This window comes from Candidatus Pseudoscillospira sp. SGI.172 (assembly GCF_050313575.1).
GTDB lineage: Bacteria > Bacillota > Clostridia > Oscillospirales > Oscillospiraceae > Vermiculatibacterium.
Genome location: NZ_JBNPLQ010000010.1, coordinates 1 through 17170 on the forward strand (window position 1 = coordinate 1; position 17170 = coordinate 17170).

Genomic DNA, 17170 nt, shown 5'->3' on the forward strand with positions numbered 1-17170 from the left:
AGTTTGGGTGTCCCGCCGCTTGGTTTTGTTTTTTACTTCACACCCATCCAGGAGGAAATGACCATCTTCTGGACTTCGCTGGTGCCCTCGTAGATTTCGGTGATCTTGGCGTCCCGCATCATCCGCTCCATGGGATAGTCCCGGGTGTAGCCGTAACCGCCGAAGAGCTGCACGCACCGGCGGGTCACGTCACTGGCGTTCTGAGCCGCGATGAGCTTGGCCATGGCCGCCAGATGGCTGTACGGCTCGTGGGCATCCTTGGCACAGGCCGCCTGGTACACCAGCAGTCGGGCCGCCTCAGTGTTGGCCCGCATCTGGGCCAGCTCGAACTGGGTGTTTTGGAACTGGCTCAGCCGTTTGCCGAACTGCACCCGGGTTTTGACGTACTCCACTGTCTCATCGATGGCGCCCTGGGCGATGCCCAGGGCCTGGGAGGCGATACCGATCCGCCCGCCGTCCAGAGTCATCATGGCGATCTTGAAGCCCTTGTTCAGCTCACCCAGCAGGTTCTCCTTGGGCACCACGCAGTCCTCAAACACCAGCTCCGCCGTGGCGGAGCCACGGATACCCATCTTCTCCTCGTGCTTGCCGATGGAGAAGCCCTGAAAGCCCTTTTCCACAATAAAGGCGGAGATGCCCTTGTTCCCAAGCTCCTTTGCCGTCATGGCAAAGACCACGTAGATGTCCGCCGGGCCGGCGTTGGTGATAAACACTTTGGAGCCGTTGAGCAGCCAGTGATCTCCCTTGTCCTCAGCCACCGTCTTCTGCATGGCTGAGTCGGTGCCGGCCCCTGGCTCGGTGAGGCCGAAAGCTCCAAGCTTCTGCCCGGAGGCCAGGGAGGTCAGGTATTTCTTCTTCTGCTCGTCGGTGCCAAAGTTGTAGATGGGCCAAGCACTCAGTGAGGTATGGGCAGACACAATGACGCCGGTGGAGGCGCAGACCTTGCTCAGCTCCTCCACACACTGGGCATAGGAGAGATTATCCATCCCGGCCCCGCCGTACTCTTCGGGGAAGGGGATGCCCAGCAAATTCATCCCAGCCATCTTGGCCACGGTTTCCTCGGGGAAGCGCTCGTCTTTGTCGATCTCCGCCGCCAGGGCCTTCACCTCGCCCTGGGCAAACTCACGGTACATCTTTTGCAGTTCCTCATGCATTTCATCCTGGAAAAAGTCCATAGTTGTCTCTCCTTTTCTGTGTTTGATTTTATAGAAAGCTTGTTGTGAATTTTGTAACAATGCCCTGATACGACTTTGGACTGCCCGGCAAGAGGCAGTCCAAAGTCTGAAGAAAGGTGAAACGGCCCACAGACACCTGCAGGAGGAAGGCATCAATCTGGATTCTCGATCTTTGACCGTTTCAAACATATGTCAGGAGAAGACCCCTCAGGCGCGAGATTTCTTGATCTCCTCGGTGAGCACTGGCAGCACCTCAAACAGGTTTCCTACCACGCCGTAATCCGCCACATCGAAGATGGGGGCGTCAGGGTCCTTGTTGATGGCTACGATGCAGTCAGAGCCGGACATGCCGGCCAAGTGCTGGATGGCGCCGGAGATGCCGCAGGCGATGTATACCTTAGGAGCCACGGTCTTGCCTGTCTGGCCCACCTGATGGCTGTGGGCGATCCAGCCGGAGTCCACAGCGGCGCGGGAGGCACCCACAGTGGCCCCCAGGGCGGCGGCCAAAGGCTTGATGTGGGTTTCGAACCCCTCGGGGCCGCCCACGCCACGGCCGCCGGAGACGATGATCTCCGCGCCCTCCAGGTCCACCTTTTCGCTGTCCATGTCCCGAATTATTTCCAACACCTGGGTGCGGATGTCCTTGGCGTCCACATGGATGCATTCCTTGATGATTTCGGCCTTTCCGGGGGCAATGTTGCCTTTCTTGAATACGCCGGGACGCACCGTGCCCATCTGGGGGCGGTGGTCCGGGCAGAGGATGGTGGCCATCAGGTTGCCGCCGAAGGCAGGACGGGTCCAGGCCACGTTTCCGCTCTCCTCGTCAATATCCAACGCGGTACAGTCCGCGGTCAAGCCGGTCTTCAGACGGCAGCTCACTCGGGGGCCCAGGTCCCGGCCGTTGTTGGTGGCCCCAATAAGGATGGTGGTGGGGCCGTATTTCTCCACCAGGGCGCACAGGGCGCTGGTGTAGGCGTCGGTGGTGTAGGAGGCGTACTCGGCGCTGTCCACCACCAGGAGCTGGTCGGCACCGTGGCTGTTGGCCGCGCCCACGGCAGGGTCTACACCGCTGCCGATGATTACCGCCACCAGCTTGCCCCCCTGCTTATCAGCCATCATCCGGCCGGGGGTCAGCAGCTCCAGACCCACATTCTTGGCGGAGCCGTCTTCGTTGGTCTCTATAAATACCCAGAGGTCTTTCGTCTTTGCTTCCATATTTCCGTTGCCTCCCTTAGATGATGCTGGCCGCGCTCAATGTGGCGAACAGTTTCTTGGCGGAATCCTCGTTGGTCTCTTCCTGGATCTTCACGCCCCCGGTCTTCTTCTGGGGTACGAAGGTCTTCTTCACCTTGGTGGGAGAGCCCTTCAGTCCGGCCTGGGCCAGATCAATGGTGGTCAGCTCTGCGGCGGTGATATTGGGGATCTCGGCCCGGTTGGCGGCCATCTTCCGCTTGATGGTGGGATAGCGGGGGTCCCAGGCCGGCTTGGTGAAGGTGACCACGCAGGGCATCTTCACGCCGATGACGGACTTCCCGTCCTCCATCTCCTTGGTTACCTTCAGAATGCCTCCGTCCACAACGGCCTCCAGGCCGTAGGTCACCTGGGGAAGTCCCATGTGCTCTGCCATCTCGGGGCCCACCTGAGCGGTGTCACCGTCGATGGCCTGTTTGCCGCAGAAGATGGCATCGAACGGACCCTCCAGTTCCTCCAGCTTCTTCACTGCATTGCAGAGGATGTAGCTGGTGGCTAGGGTATCAGACCCGCCGAAAGCCCGGTCAGTGACCAGATAAGCCTTGTCTGCGGCAATGGCCAAACACTCCTTTAGAGCGGACTTTGCCTGCTCGGGGCCCATGGACACGACCACGATCTTGGTGTCAGGATCGGCGTCCTTGATCCGGGCGGCAGCCTCCAGAGCGTAGCCGTCAAACGGGTTCACGATGGAGGGCACCCCGTCACGGATCAGAGTGTTGGTCTCCGGATTGATTTTGATCTCTGTGGTGTCAGGAACTTGTTTCACACAGACGAGAATGTTCATAGATATTTACCTCTTTTTGTGTCAGATTCGGGTTTTCCGACCGCATATGGAATGTGCGCGGGACTGTCGGGGCTCGCCATTCCCCCTTCGACCTCGAGCGCAAATTTTTCCATCGCAATGAGCTTTAGCGCTTTTTGGTCGATCTTCCCGGAGCCTGTAACGGGAAATTCTTCCAGCTGCCAGACATATTTGGGCGCCTTGAAAGACGCCAGGTGCTGCTTCACATAGCCGGAGATCATTTTTCCGTCCAGTTGGACCCCGGGAGCCGCCTGAACAAAGGCTACGATCTCCTCCTGGATGGCCGTGTTGACCTCTAAGCCGATCACCTTTGTCTCCCTGATGTCAGAGCTGGCGTTTCGGATTACGCACTCGATTTCCGCGGGGGCGATGTTCTCCCCGCCGCGGATAATCATATCGCTCATCCGGCTGGTAAAGTGGAAGTAGCCTGCCTCATCACGGAAGCCCAGGTCGCCGGTCCGCATCCAGCCGTCTCCCCAAAATTTTTTTCTGTTTTCTTCTTCTAACTTGTAGTAGCCCTGCATCACACAAAAGCCACGGGCCTGGAGCTCGCCTACCTCGTTGACTTCGGCCTCTCTGCCCTCGTTCTCGTTCCACACACGCACCTCCATGTTAGGGATGGGGACGCCAATGGTGGTGGCCTTCGTATGGGCGTCGTCCTCGTACTTGGAGAAGGTGATCAGAGGGGAGGTCTCGGTCTGACCGTAGGCCATCTGAAGATAGGGAACGTTGAGTTTCTCCATAATGGCCTCATAGCGTTCTGCCGTGATGCCGGAGCCGGAAGCCGTACCAGAACGCCAGGAACTGAGATCGTATTGCCCAAACCGGGGATGCTGGATGATCTGCAGGATCATTGAGGGGACTACATTAAAGGCCGTACAGCGATATCGTTGGATCAGTTCCATCGCCTGTTCCGCCTTGAAGGTGCGCATCAGCACCACGGTCATGCCCATCACGACTCCCAGCATCAGTCCACAGGTCATGCCGGAGCAGTGGAAGATGGGCATGGCGCTGAGCAGGCGGTCTTGCTCCCGGTCCCAGTGCATGAGCGCACTGATCTCCCGGGCGTTGTTTAGGACTCCGTGGTGGGAGAGGAGCACGCCCTTGGGCCGCTTGGTGGTTCCGGAGGTAAACAGCATGCAGGCGGTGTCTCCGCTTTTGACGGCGGCCTTGGCCCGATTCAGTTCCTCCCGGGCCTTATCCTCCATAGCCGTCCCCTCCAGGAAGCGGGTTTCCTCTTCCCGAAGCAGAGCTTCCATGTCCAAGCACGCTTGAAGGGAGGGGGATTTTTCCTTTACCCGCGCCAAAATGTCAGGGTAGGAGAGGGAACCGGTGGAGCTGCCGTAGAACATGAACTGGGTGTCCGAATAGGCCAGGACGCTGCCCAGCTCCAACTCTTTGTAGGAATAGTTAAAGATGACGGGAACAGCCCCCACCTTCATCGCCGCGTACAGCGTAAATGCTAGTGCCACGGTGTTGACGCTCCACAGGCCCAGGCGGCTCCCCTTTCTGATCCCGCTTTGGAGCATCATGGAAGCCATACGATCTGTGATCGCCTCCGTCGCGCCCCAAGTGTATACGGTATCCTCGAAAATATATGCTGTATTGTCCCGGTAGTGCTTGGCGTTGTAAGCCAAAGCGTCCGAGAGCGTAATATCTAATAGCTCCATACGTGAAGCGCCCTCCTTGAGTTCCCGGGGCGGAAGTTGCTGTGATCGGTTTTTTCGCCCCGGTTTACTTTTGCTTCTTCAGCGGGGCGTGGGTTTTCTCTTCCACAAGGATCCCCCTGTCCAGAAGCTCTTTGATCTGGCCGTCCTGATAGCCCAACTCCCGCATGATCTCAGAAGTCTGCTCACCCAGGAAGGGGGCTCTGTTGCGGGGGGGCAGGGTCACGCCGCCAAATTTCGCGGGGGTGGCACACTCGGTGAACTTCTCGCCGTTGATGGTGAAATCATTGAAAAACAGATTCTCCTGGGCCTGCCTGGAATCCATCAGATCATAGACGTTGGCCACGATGGCGTGAGGAACATCGTACTGCTGGAGAATGTGGTCCAGCTCGTCCCGCTCGAATTTGGCGAAGCCTGCAGCAATGATGCCCACGATCTCCCGGCTGCGCTCGTTCCCCTTGGCAAAGGTGTTGTACTCCGGATCGGTGATAAGTTCCTCCCGGCCGATGATTTTCATAAAGAAGGGGAAATACCGCTCGTACTCATGGCAGCAGACCATGATCCACTTGTCGTCCTTGCACTGATAGGTATTGTTCAGCGGGGTATTCTCCAGGCGCGACTTGGGATATTTGTCCAGGTCGCTGCACTGGATGGAAAGAACAGGCTCGGTCATGTTGAAGATAGCCTGGCCGTAGAGGGAGACTACGACCTTACTGCCCTCGCCGGTGCACTTCTGCTTGTATAGGGCGGCGCTGACAGCGGCGGCCATGGTGCAGGCGGTGGAGTTGTCACCAAAGGAGCTGGGGGGGATTACGGGAGCGGTGCCCTTTTCCATGGAGGCCACCATGGGGCCGCCCAGGGCCCAGAAGCACACGTTGTCAAAGCCGGGATCATTGGCCAGGGGGCCGGTCTCGCCAAAGCCGGTCATGTGGGCGTGGATTAGACGGGGGTGCTTTTTGGCGAGAGTCTCGTAGTCCATCCCCAGCTTCTTCAGGGCCTTGCCCCGGGTATTGGTCAGCAGGACGTCCGCCGTCTCCAGCAGCTTGGCCATGATCTCCTGGCCCTCCGGAGTCTTCAGGTTTAGGGCGATACTTTTCTTGTTGGCGTTGTGAACATCGTAGGTGATATACTTCATGCCGGGCAGGGGCACGGCAAAGCGGGTGGTGTCCCCGTGGGGAGTGGGTTCCACCTTGATGATATCAGCACCCCAGTCGGCCAGAATCCGTCCGGCGGAGGGAGCCGCCACGTAGGTCGTGAGTTCGATGATACGCACGCCCTTCAAAAGGGCGTAAGGCTGTTCACTCATAAATCTGTTTCTCCTTTTGCAGTTTACAAAGCTTCCACGAAGCCTTGGAGGCGGGTCTTGATCTGCTCGAAGGCGGTGGTCTGCTGGTCTACCTCGATGCACAGCAGGGGGATGCCGGCCTTCTCAAAGGCCTCCATCAGGATGGGCACATCGTATTCCTCCGGGTCGCAAAACTTCATCAAGCCGACAACAAGGCCGTCGGCCTGGGTGGTGCGTACCAGATCCACAAGGTCGTGGACCCGACGCTTGAAGGGATCGAAAGCCAGGGAGCAGCCCTGCTGGTTCTGCCACTGGGCGGCCAGACTCTGGAGGGGGCTCTTGTGATAAGGAGCGTCCGTGCGGAACTGACGGGATTCCTGGGCGATATCGTCTCCCGTCACTGCCACATGATAAAATTCTAAAATTTCCAAGAGTTCCCGGGGTTCGAAGGTGATACCGGTCAGCACCACCCGTTTGCCGTTCCAGTTCTCCGGTCCCGCCCTTCTCAGAGCATAGATCAGATCTTCGATATCCTTGGTATACTCGGCCTTGTCCATAAAGTAAGAGGCCTTCAGGATGCTGTGCCGGACGGTGGGGGAAATGGTAGCCAAATGGTCACGGGCCACCAGGGTAAATTCCCGCATGACGGCGCGGTAATGGTTGTAGAAGAGCACGGCGTCGGCCAGGGCCTCGTCAGTGATCTTCCGGCCTAAAATGGCCTCCAACTTGGTGCGGATAGTCTGATATTCAAAGGTCAGATAGTCGTTGGCACAGTCCAGCTTGCGGTTCATAGGGTGGGTGAAATGGATGGCGGGGCACTTGCCCTTCCACTTCTGGCCGATGCACTTCAGGGTGTCGCAGGGAGCGGGGATCACCACGGCGGACAGTTCATCATAGGTGCCGGCGGCGGCAAGCTCCACAACGGACTGCATGATGGAGCAGGCAAAGGCAGGCAGATAGGCCCGCACCCGCTTCAGCTCCACCTGGCCTCCCCACAGTCCAACAGGCAGGCAGCCGGCGGCGTAAGCGATCTCCTCCGGCCCGTAGGGGGCCACAATACCAACCGCCTGCTTGCCGCTCTTGGCGCAGGCTGCCTTTACCGCCTGGCCGGGATTGGCGGCTACTGCCATCAGCTTCTCAATGATTTCATTGACGCTGCGTTTCATCACTGGTCGCCCCCTTCCCGTTTCTGCTCGTTCATCATTTCCACCAAGGCCTCGATTCGGGTCTCGTATTGGGCTTTGGAATAGTTGCGCGGGTCGGCCTGATCCCCATCGAAGGTGGTGATGGGCACTCTCATGTCGGAGGTCACGGCCTCGCCGATCTCATGTTGCAGAAAATCACACATTTTACAGGACCGGTTCATATGCATGATGACCCCACCGCACTTGGTGTCCCGAATAATGCTTTCCCGCAGATCGATTTGCCCCTTCAGGGAGAGGTTGTTGCCCATGCTGGTATAGGCTCTGGCCATGCCGTTTAGGTCCCCGGGCGTGTACATCAGAGCCCAGGCGGAGGGATAGGTGGAGCCCACCATGTTGACCCCATGGTTTTTCAGCACCTTGTAGGTGTGAGAGAGATAGGGCCAGCAGGCGATCCCGTCCCACATGATCCGGTGTTGTTCTTCCGCACCCTTCAGTCCGCAGATCTTGTTGGCGGCCTTTTCCTCCAACTCGGCTTTTAGCTTGCGGAAGGTTATGCCGCACTCGGCTTTGCCCCGCATGCAGACGATCAAAGCCATGTAGTTGAACATATCAAAACCGGACAGCGGAGAAGGCACGGCGGAACAAAGGGCCGTGGCATCATACCAATCCTTGGCATTTTGAGAGGCGATCTTCATTACTTCTTCAAACTTGTCATAGTCGAAGGGGCGGTTGGTGATGTCCTCCAACTGCTCTATGATGCGCTTGAACTGGGCCTCCACATAGGCCACGTTCTCCTCCGTCACCTCAGACTCGTGGTTGTAGGGCACATCCACGATGAGCAGGGGGATGTTCAGGGTGTGGGCAATGTTCTCATACCATTTGAGCAGGGTCTCACAGATGTTGTTGCACAGCAGCACCAAGTCCGGCAGGGGTATCTCCTCGGAGATACACTTCTGCACATCCATGTAGGCCAAGTTGACTCTGGCGTAGCCGCAAATGTCGTTGGAATAGCCCTTGCGCTCCGCATGCTCTAAAAGCTCGGGGGCACCGCCGCGGGCAGCAATGCCCACCACATGATTCTCGGGGTACACTGTATAGATCCCCATGGCCTCACAGAACTCGCAGGGGGCGATGGAGCTGGACCAGCACACAAGCCCGCCCTTGGCCTTGGCCTGACGGGCGTCCTCCATGTTTTTGGCGACCAGATACTCCAGCATTTGTTTTGACGTCATTTCATCGAAATTTATTTCGCTCATGTCATACTCCCTTCTGATCGGCTTTTTCCTGTGCCAATAAGGCAGCTCCGATCGCCCCGGTCAGCTGCGCCTGGGGGCTGACCAACACTTCTTGCCTGAGCTCCCGCCGCAGCGAGTCCACCACGCCGCTGTTCTGCGCCACGCCGCCGGTGAAGACGAAAGCCGGCTCCATATGGGTCCGGTAGAGCAGGGCCATGGCCCTGCTGATGACCGAGTTGTGGACCCCTCGGATCACATCCTCCCGCCGGGCGCCATTGGAAAGCTGGGAGATAACCTCGGATTCCGCGAACACCGTACAGGTGCTGCTCACAACGGCGGGGTGCTCCGACTTGCGGTCCCAGTCTCCCATCTCGCTGAGGGGGATCTCCAGAATGCGGGCCATGACCTCTAAAAAACGGCCTGTTCCCGCGGCACACTTTTCGTTCATAAAGAAGCTGAGTACCCGGCCGTTCTCATTAATGGAGATGGCCTTGGCGTCCTGCCCGCCGATGTCCAGAATGGTCCGGGCGGCGGGAAAGAGAAAGTGGACCCCCTTGGCGTGGCAGGTGATCTCACTAATCTGCCCGTCTGCCATGTCCACCCCGTAGCGACCATAGCCGGTGGCTATGGTCGCCGAGATCTGCTCCGGCAGAACACCGGAGCGTTCAAAGATCTCGGCCGTCACCCGCTTCGGGCCGCTGGTTCCGGTGCCCGCCTGGACTACGGCAGTGGCGACCAGCTCTTTGCCGTCCCCCATAATGACCGCCTTGGAGGACGCGGAGCCAATGTCGATCCCCAATGTGAGCATGGATTTTTCTCCTTTCCCAGCGGATTACTTCAGCAGCTCTTTCGCAATGACCGTGCGCTGGACCTGATTGGTCCCCTCGTAGATCTGAAAGATCTTGGCGTCACGGACCATCTTCTCCATAGGGTACTCTTTCATGTATCCGTAGCCGCCGAAGATCTGGAGGGCATCCACAGCGACTTTCATAGCCACGTCACTGCCCCGGCACTTGCTCATGGAGGAGAACTTGGTGTAGGGCAGCCTGGCATCCACCAGCTCGGCGGTGTGATACACCAACTGCCGGGTACTTTCCACGTCCATGGCCATGTCGGCCAACATCCCCTGGATCATCTGCAGATTGGAGATGGGCTTTTTGAATTGGACGCGGGTATTGGCGTAGCGGATGGCCTCTTCCAGCGCCCGGGAGGCCAAGCCCACGCCCATGGCGCCCACGTTGATGCGGGACTCATTCAGGGTCCCCATGGCGATCTTGAAGCCCTGGCCGATCTCGCCGATGATGTGGTCCTTGGGGACCCGCACGTCCTCGAAGACTACCTCGGTGGTGTTGGACAGGCGGATGCCCATCTTGTCCTCGTGCTTGCCGATGCTGATGCCGGCCCGGTCGCGTTCCACCAAGAAGCAGGTGATGCCCTTCAGCCCCATGGTTTTGTCCACGGTGGCGAATACGGTGTAGGCCCCGGCGATGGCACCGTTGGTGATGAAGCATTTAGTGCCGTTGAGCACGTAATCGCCGCCGTCTTCCACAGCGGTGGTGGATAGCCCGGCGGCGTCGGAGCCGGCGCCGGGCTCGGTGAGGCAGAAACCGGCCCAGCCGCCGTTCACCAGGATGTCAAAGAAGATCTTCTTCTGGGCGTCGTTGGCAAAAAGGGTCATCAGGTGGGTGGCAGAGGCGTTGACACCCACGGCGGAGCCCAGGCCCGGCTCATACTTGCCCAACTGCTCGGCAATAAGGGTCTGCTCCAGGCAGCTCAGGCCAAGCCCGCCGAACTCCTCGGGAGCGGATATGAGGTTGAGCCCCAGTTCCACCATGCCATCATAGAACTGTTGGGGAAACTCCCCCTTGACGTCGTACTCAGCGCAGACAGGAGCCACTTCTTTTTTCAGCCAGTCCCCCACCATGGCGGCGACGCTCATTTGCTCTTCGGTAATGATCATTTTCTATCCATCCTTTCCTGTTTTTTAACTCAAACTAGATCTCCATTGGGGCCGAACTCCATGGGAGCCGGCGCCCCAATGATCTCCACCTCCGGATGGTTTTCAAGGTCCCGGGAGATGGACGTAGAGACCTGGATTTCTTCCATACATAAGGTGTTTCGAATCCGTGCCACCCGGGCCGTCTCGGCGCCTCTGGGGCAGCTGGAGCGCAGGCATAGCCGAATGGCATCCTCGTCCGTATTGGCGTACATGGGGATCCGGCCGCCGGCCATGGAGCCCGTGGTCATCACATTGGCCCAAGTCGTTTCCCAGTCTACCTCGTTGAGGCAGGCCCGGGTAGTTATGTCTACCATTCCCAGCCCCACGCCGCTATGGTGGCTCTCTGGAGTCAGCCTGCGGACAAAAAGCTTATCCAGTTTCAGCGTATTATGGAAGGTATTGGAGAGGTTGCGGCCTACCACGTTGGGGTCGATCCCCGTGCCGCTGATGTTTTTGCCCATCTCGTCCACAATGAGCAGATTGATGTTGTCAAATTTGAATTGGGGCAGCTTCTGTTTGGCAATCCGCAGAAGTTCCGCGTCAGTGGGTACCAGATACTCCGGGGGACAGACCCGGATGTCGCTGATCCGGTCATAGGCATTTTGTACCACCCCTACCCCAAAGGCCACTTTTCCGGTGTCCACCAATGTCTGAGCCGCCTTGGGGAGGAGTTCTGGGAAGCGTTGGAAGCCCGCGTTGTGGAAACAGGACGCTCCCTTGTGATTTCCAAGGCCGATGGCGATCATTTTGCTTAGGCCGCTCTCGTGAGTTCCCCGAAAATCGGTGTGGGGCTTGACTTTGTTGAAGATCACGATACCGTCTGACTGAAAGGCCAGCTTGTCACAGTAGAGGGGGATGCCCTCCAGCTTTCCGTATTGGACCACGGCCATGGAGGTCCGGATTGGCGCCCCGATAGCCTCCTCCGTGATGCCGTATCCTGTAATCAGCTCCAGTTGACCTTCGGCTCGGGCTCCGCCGTGGCTCCCCATGGCTGGCACGATGAAAGGCTCCGCACCCCACGCCCGCAGTGTGCTGCATATACCTTTGACCATGCCGGCCAAACCGGGGATCCCACGGCTGCCCACGGTGACGGCGATTCTTTTCCCCGAAAAGCGACTGCGCTCCGGGAAGACCTGGTCCATCTGACGGACGATCTCTCCCGAAGGGTCTTGAATGTAACTGCGGTCATAGAGCTGGCGGATCGGTACCATCTGGGGCAGCCTGATTTCGTCCATGCCCTGGACCGGAACGTGCATGTTCGGGAAAGAGAAAAACATATTCTTACCGCCTTACTTCACCGGTTCCAAATTACTTGGACTTACTCAGCTGTTCTTCGTCAAAGTTAGGGTGTTCCTTGGCAAACTTCTTGTTCTTGATATGGGCCACGGTGATGGCGGGGATGAACAGGACCACGATGCCCACATAGCCCATATAACCGAAGCCGTAGTTGATGATGTTGGTCAGGCCCACGGTGGAGACCAGCACGGTGGCAATGATGAACAGAGCGCCTACGATGGCGTTGATAACGGTAGGGTTGGCGTTTGGCCTCCGGCTGGTGACCAGGGGGGTGTACCGCACGGCCAGGCCGTAGACCACGCCCACGCCGGTGGAGACATAGGCCGCCAGCAGGGCCACTACGTAAGCGATGAGGACCGCCTGCTGGCCGGTGCTCTCGCAGACCCAGTAAAGGGGCAGGGCGGAGGCGGTGCACTCAGGCATATAGGCCATCATGGCCACATTGGTGAGCCAGAGCATGATGGCGTTGATGAAAACGCCAATGACCAGGGCCAGGTTAATGTCCTTGTTGGTCTTGAGCACGCCGGTGACGCCGATCAGGGCACCCACAGGACCCCAACACTGGAAGCCTACGTAGGAGAACATCTTCAGCAGCACGTATCCAAAACTGGTGGAGTTGGCCTCGGGGGAGGACATCCAGGTGCCCAGATGGCCGTTGCCGTTGGTCAGGGCTACGCCGCAGATCAGCACCAGGGCCACGAAGATGATGATGCACAGCGCCGTACCGGCCTTCAGCACCAAGTCTCTTCCGAAGATGCTCAGCAGCAGCATACCCACGCCGATGACCACGATGCCGGCGAAATAGGGAACACCGAGATAGCTCTCCAGCACGGTGGCGCCGCCGGCCACGCAGGAGGCGATGGCCATGACGCTGGCGATGATAGACAAAACCTCGTAGATGGGGGAAAGCACCTTCTCATAGGGGTGATAGAGTTCATTGGTCAAAGCCCGGAAATTGTTCAGGTTGTGGTTCTTGCCCATGATGAACAGCTCACGGTAGGCGAGGGCCAGAATGACCACCATGGACACTGGGGTCCAAATCGCGTGGAAGCCGAATCTTGTCAGGAAGCCCATGGTCTGGCTGCCGCTGGCGAAGCCGCCGCCGGCGTGCACACTGAACCATGTGGCGGCAACGCTGAAGGCAGCTGCCAGGGTTGCGCCCTTTTTCTTATCCATTAACGTTCACATTCCTTTCTTCATCAAACCGATTCAGCCCGGCAATCCAAGCGATGGACGACCGGCTGAACAATGCCAATGCACATCCGGGACAGCGGTCCCAGAGAGAGTGCCGCCACTAAAGTCCCGATCTGAATGCCTTCGACGTAGCCCAGGAACAACAGGGAAAGGACAAGCGTCGCCGCCACCAGCGTACAGTCATGGGCCAGCTTTGTTGGGCCAAAGTCGGCCTTCAGCCAAAACACAAACGCCTGCACAACACCCTCCGCCGGCAGGGGGATAAAATTGCCGCAGATCGTCCCGGTGATCCCTAAGGCCATCAGGATAAGTGCGATAGCAAACACGGCGCACCGGGCCGGGAGCCCAACAGGGGTCAACTCGCGGAATCGGTACACAAAAATATCCACGATGCCACTAAAAACGATGCTGAGTGGGAGCTGCAAGTAGACCCTTCGCTGAAAGTCTTTGCCATAGACCGCTCGCTCGACCAACAGCATAAAAACATTGTACAGGAGCATCACAGTCCCCAGAGAGAGTCCTGAGCTCAGAGATAAAACATAGGACACACTGGTCACGGGAGTAAGCCCCAACGCCGCCTTGGTCGCTAAGCAGGCTCCGCTGGCATAGAACACCATTCCCAAGCCATACGATACGAGCCTCGCCGCGGGGATTGGTCGTTTCAAAAAATCCCATCCTCACTCAAATGTTTTTATTCACATCGGCCGATGCTGACACCATATTGTTAAGCAAGTTTCATGCCAATGTTCCACAGGCCTCCCGAACCACTGTTCTTAAGCGGTTTCTCTCCCCCGTTGCTCACCATCACCTTCTTATATGGTTGCAAAAACGCAATCAAAATGGTTGCAATATGGCAATCACTTCGCCTTTTGCGTGGAGATTATTTGTGCGATTTGCTTTGAATAAAGCGTTTTCACAAAATCACCCTATAAAAGCAAACGCTCCACGCCGCTCTCCTCGATGGAGTCGAGGATCCGCGGCGCGGAGCATTCTTCATTGCATTGATTGTGCTTCAAGGCTTTGAGCAGTCTTTTCCAGAGAAACTGCCGACGGAGCGATGGGGAAAATCTTTCGTTTGCTTTCTTTCCCCCTGGCGTCCCCCTGCGTTTTTTTACTCTTTGGTGGCGCAAATGCCGTATCGCTTCATTTTGCGAATCAGTGTGGAGTGATCGATCCCCAGGGCTTGGGCGGTCTTTCGGGTGGTTCCGCACTGACGATAGGCGTCGATCAGATAAGAGCGCTCCTGCTGAGCCATATAGTCCGCCAAAGGGTGGACGCCCTCGTTATAGGACCGGCGAACCTGGGTGTCCAGCTTTTTGGAAAAGCCGGGGGGCAGCTCGCAGGTATCCCCCTGACCCAGGACGACCATGCGTTCCACCACGTTCCGAAGCTCCCGCACATTTCCAGGCCAGTCATATTGATACAGCGCCTGGAGAAGAAGGGGGGGAATGTGTTTCTTCTGAAAATAGGTCCGGTTGGCCCGCTCCAGGAAAAAGAGGACCAGGGGAATGATGTCGTCCCGCCGCTCCCGCAGGGCAGGGACCACCAAATTGACCACATTCAAACGATAGTAGAGGTCCTCACGGAAGGACCCCTCTTGGACCATTTGGTTCAGGTCCCGCTTGGTGGCGGAGAGGATCCGTACGTCGGCCGAGACCGTTTTTGAGGCGCCCAACGGGGCGTAGGTCTTCGTATCCAGGAAGCGGAGCAGTTTCACCTGTAAAGCAATTGGCATGTCCCCGATCTCATCCAGGAACAGGGTTCCCCCTTCGGCAGAGGCGATCAGTCCCTTCTTCCCACCCTTGATCTGCCCGGTGAAGGTCCCCTCTGTATAGCCAAACAACTCCGACTCCAAGAGATTTTCCGGAATAGCCCCGCAGTTGACCGCCAAAAAGGGCTTTTCCCGGCGGGGGCTGGTGCCGTGGATGAATTTGGCCACCACTTCTTTCCCTGTGCCGGACTCCCCCTGGATCAGTACGTTCGCATCCACCGCGGCCACCTGCTCAGCCATATCCAAAAGTGCCTGCATCTCCCCGCTGGCGGCCAACACCTCCCGTCGGCAGGCATCCTGAGGCTGCTCCATCTGCTTGGAAAAGCGAGAGAGAATATTTTGTACCGCCTCGATTTGCTCCCGCATATCCAAAAACTCCGACACATCCCGCACGTTCGTAATGATGCGCAGCATCTGTCCGGCGTCATCAAAGCAAGGCATGGACACGCTGACGATGGCGGTCTTGCGTTCAGCGGTGAAATGGATCTGGCTGACCTGCTGCCCGGTGGAAACCGCCTCCAGGCAGCTGGCGCTGGGAACCATTCCTAATTCTTGGAGCTTTTGCAGCTGCATCCCCGTTTTCAGAATGTTCTCCAGCTTTGTAAGCCGGGCATAGGCCTGATTGAAGTAGAGGATCCTACCAGTGGAATCCGCAATCATAAACCCATCATGGGCGCTCTCCAACGCAGAAATAATCTCTTTTTGCGGCAGCTTGCCCACGGGAATATCCCCCTTTCCGGATGTTCTTACTGGTGATTGTATCACAAAATAGTACAAACCGCAATTCTGTGTTATGTGCACTGTGCCCATTCAAAAAAGCCCGAAATTTCCCTCCAGAACAAAACAAAAGACTTTGAACCGCCCCAAATTGTGCTGTCCGCACAATTTGGGGCGGTTCAATCTTGGTTTACAAGGTCCTTCGGCCTTTTTTAAAGGAACCGGCGCCGATTGGCCGCCTGAGGCCTCGGCGGAGAGTCAAGAGCCGGACGGAACAGACAACCCGCTGTTCCGGAGCGCCCGGCGGATGGCCAGAGCCAGGGGCGGAGCGGCCACCAGGGCCACGGCCGCATTGAAGATGGAGGCGGGGAGCTTCAGCGGCAGAATGCCCAGAGCCACCATGGGCTGCAGTCCCTCCAGGAGGATGCCGTCATAGAGAAAGCATTTGGTGAAGTAGAGGACATAATAGGCCGCGCAGCCGCACGCGGCCCCCAGCAGACTGCGGCCGTATGTAAGCTCGCCCCGGCTGAGACTTCCTTTTACAGCCAGCCCGGCCACCAGGCCCATGGCGCCCTTGGTGAGGAAGGTGATCCAGCACTCGGCGGCAAAGAGCGGGTTGGTCAGATCGTAGAGCGCAGAGCCCAGCCCGGAGGCCAGGCCGCCCACCGGGCCGAGGATCAGTCCGGACAGGCAGCAGACAATGTTGGCCAGGGTAAACGAGGTTTTTCCGCCGATGGCAATGGGCATGGTGATGCGGGCATAGTTGCTGGCAAAGACCAATGCCGCCATCATTCCCAGCAAGACCAGCTTTTGTGTGGTAAAACGTTCTTTCATCCCAGATCCACTCCTTTTTTACAGTGCTATTATAAAACAGAACTGACCCTCTTAAAAGTTCCAGTCTTGAAACTTTTAAGAGGGTCAGTTTAACAGTTCGAAAGAGATTCTCACCGCAGGACCCACCGCAGCATCAGCAGCAGGCCAAAGCCGGGGGCGCCCAGGACGCCCAGGACCAGGGCGTTCATCAGGTTGACTCCAAGGCCTGCCCCCAGAAACTGCCCCACGGGAGCGAAGAACGCCAGACAGGCCAGCCCCGCCCCCGTGCGGCCCAGCAGGCGCAGCAGTCCGCTCAGCGGCCGCTTGAGCAGAGCCAGCGCGATCACAAGGCCCAGACTCCCCAGCAGCCATGGCAGGCTTTCCACAATACCCGGCATGGTCATACGGCAGGAAGGGTGGACCGACGCGCCGCCGGGAAGGCGGGCTGCTCCACGCCGGACTCCAGCGCCTTCCTCTGGCGCAGCAGGTAAGAATAGCGGGCTTGAAGGGCCTGGATCTCATAGACATAGGACTCCACCAGTTCCGGGTCGGCGGCGGCGTTGAATCCGGCGTAGGCCTGAGCGATAAGGACGCGGGTGGCTCCCAGGCTCTCCTCTAAAATTTCGGCGGCCTCTTCCTCAGGCATCGCTGTCCGTCGTCCCCAAAATCTTCCGCGCTTTTCCATCCATGCCACGCTCCTTTCTTCCACCATTGTATGGAAAGTATGGACAAATATGCCGCCTGCTATACCGGGGAGCAGAGGAAGAGGCGCATAAAAAGGGAGCGCCCCGCCGATCGGCGGGGCGCTCCCGGTAGTTAC

The 17170-nt window shown here is 58.0% G+C and carries 16 protein-coding genes; all 16 read right to left on the reverse strand.

Annotated elements, in window-relative coordinates:
- Positions 1 to 32: 32 nt before the first annotated feature.
- Positions 33 to 1175 carry an acyl-CoA dehydrogenase gene (locus ACQRD3_RS05550; RefSeq protein ID WP_427780297.1) on the reverse strand — a complete coding sequence of 381 codons (1143 nt, stop codon included), beginning with the start codon at positions 1173 to 1175 and terminating at the stop codon, positions 33 to 35.
- 207 nt (positions 1176 to 1382) lie between these two features.
- Entirely contained in the window at positions 1383 to 2390 is a 1008-nt protein-coding gene (locus ACQRD3_RS05555; RefSeq protein ID WP_080906136.1) for an electron transfer flavoprotein subunit alpha/FixB family protein, read from the reverse strand.
- Positions 2391 to 2406: 16 nt separating this feature from the next.
- A complete protein-coding gene (locus tag ACQRD3_RS05560; RefSeq protein WP_080906137.1) occupies positions 2407 to 3210 on the reverse strand; it encodes an electron transfer flavoprotein subunit beta/FixA family protein in 804 nt (267 codons plus the stop codon).
- A complete protein-coding gene (locus ACQRD3_RS05565) occupies positions 3207 to 4898 on the reverse strand; it encodes a class I adenylate-forming enzyme family protein (RefSeq protein ID WP_427780300.1) in 1692 nt (563 codons plus the stop codon). The genes ACQRD3_RS05560 and ACQRD3_RS05565 overlap by 4 nt, the downstream gene beginning before the upstream one ends.
- A gap of 64 nt (positions 4899 to 4962) precedes the next feature.
- Positions 4963 to 6201 (reverse strand): CaiB/BaiF CoA transferase family protein, encoded by a 1239-nt coding sequence (locus ACQRD3_RS05570; protein WP_080906139.1) that lies wholly within the window; start codon positions 6199 to 6201, stop codon positions 4963 to 4965.
- 23 nt (positions 6202 to 6224) lie between these two features.
- Positions 6225 to 7346: a 2-hydroxyacyl-CoA dehydratase subunit D gene (locus tag ACQRD3_RS05575; RefSeq protein ID WP_427780302.1), complete on the reverse strand. Its 1122-nt coding sequence runs from the start codon at positions 7344 to 7346 to the stop codon at positions 6225 to 6227.
- A complete protein-coding gene (locus ACQRD3_RS05580) occupies positions 7346 to 8581 on the reverse strand; it encodes a 2-hydroxyacyl-CoA dehydratase subunit D (RefSeq protein ID WP_427780303.1) in 1236 nt (411 codons plus the stop codon). The genes ACQRD3_RS05575 and ACQRD3_RS05580 overlap by 1 nt, the downstream gene beginning before the upstream one ends.
- A gap of 1 nt (position 8582) precedes the next feature.
- Positions 8583 to 9368: an acyl-CoA dehydratase activase gene (locus ACQRD3_RS05585; RefSeq protein ID WP_080906142.1), complete on the reverse strand. Its 786-nt coding sequence runs from the start codon at positions 9366 to 9368 to the stop codon at positions 8583 to 8585.
- 24 nt (positions 9369 to 9392) lie between these two features.
- Complete coding sequence (locus ACQRD3_RS05590) at positions 9393 to 10520, reverse strand: acyl-CoA dehydrogenase family protein (protein WP_427780305.1); 1128 nt, start codon at positions 10518 to 10520, stop codon at positions 9393 to 9395.
- Between the two features lie 29 nt (positions 10521 to 10549).
- Positions 10550 to 11794: a hypothetical protein gene (locus tag ACQRD3_RS05595; RefSeq protein ID WP_427780307.1), complete on the reverse strand. Its 1245-nt coding sequence runs from the start codon at positions 11792 to 11794 to the stop codon at positions 10550 to 10552.
- Between the two features lie 73 nt (positions 11795 to 11867).
- On the reverse strand, positions 11868 to 13031 hold the full coding sequence (locus ACQRD3_RS05600) for a YkvI family membrane protein (RefSeq protein ID WP_427780308.1): 1164 nt from the start codon (positions 13029 to 13031) through the stop codon (positions 11868 to 11870).
- Between the two features lie 23 nt (positions 13032 to 13054).
- Positions 13055 to 13714 carry a DUF6198 family protein gene (locus tag ACQRD3_RS05605; protein WP_427780310.1) on the reverse strand — a complete coding sequence of 220 codons (660 nt, stop codon included), beginning with the start codon at positions 13712 to 13714 and terminating at the stop codon, positions 13055 to 13057.
- Positions 13715 to 14160: 446 nt separating this feature from the next.
- Entirely contained in the window at positions 14161 to 15540 is a 1380-nt protein-coding gene (locus ACQRD3_RS05610) for a sigma 54-interacting transcriptional regulator (protein ID WP_158082888.1), read from the reverse strand.
- A 255-nt stretch (positions 15541 to 15795) separates the two neighbouring features.
- Positions 15796 to 16371 carry an ECF transporter S component gene (locus ACQRD3_RS05615; RefSeq protein ID WP_080906148.1) on the reverse strand — a complete coding sequence of 192 codons (576 nt, stop codon included), beginning with the start codon at positions 16369 to 16371 and terminating at the stop codon, positions 15796 to 15798.
- A 110-nt stretch (positions 16372 to 16481) separates the two neighbouring features.
- Entirely contained in the window at positions 16482 to 16754 is a 273-nt protein-coding gene (locus ACQRD3_RS05620; RefSeq protein ID WP_427780312.1) for a pro-sigmaK processing inhibitor BofA family protein, read from the reverse strand.
- Positions 16751 to 16996 (reverse strand): DUF2508 family protein, encoded by a 246-nt coding sequence (locus ACQRD3_RS05625; RefSeq protein WP_427780313.1) that lies wholly within the window; start codon positions 16994 to 16996, stop codon positions 16751 to 16753. The genes ACQRD3_RS05620 and ACQRD3_RS05625 overlap by 4 nt, the downstream gene beginning before the upstream one ends.
- Positions 16997 to 17170: the final 174 nt, after the last annotated feature.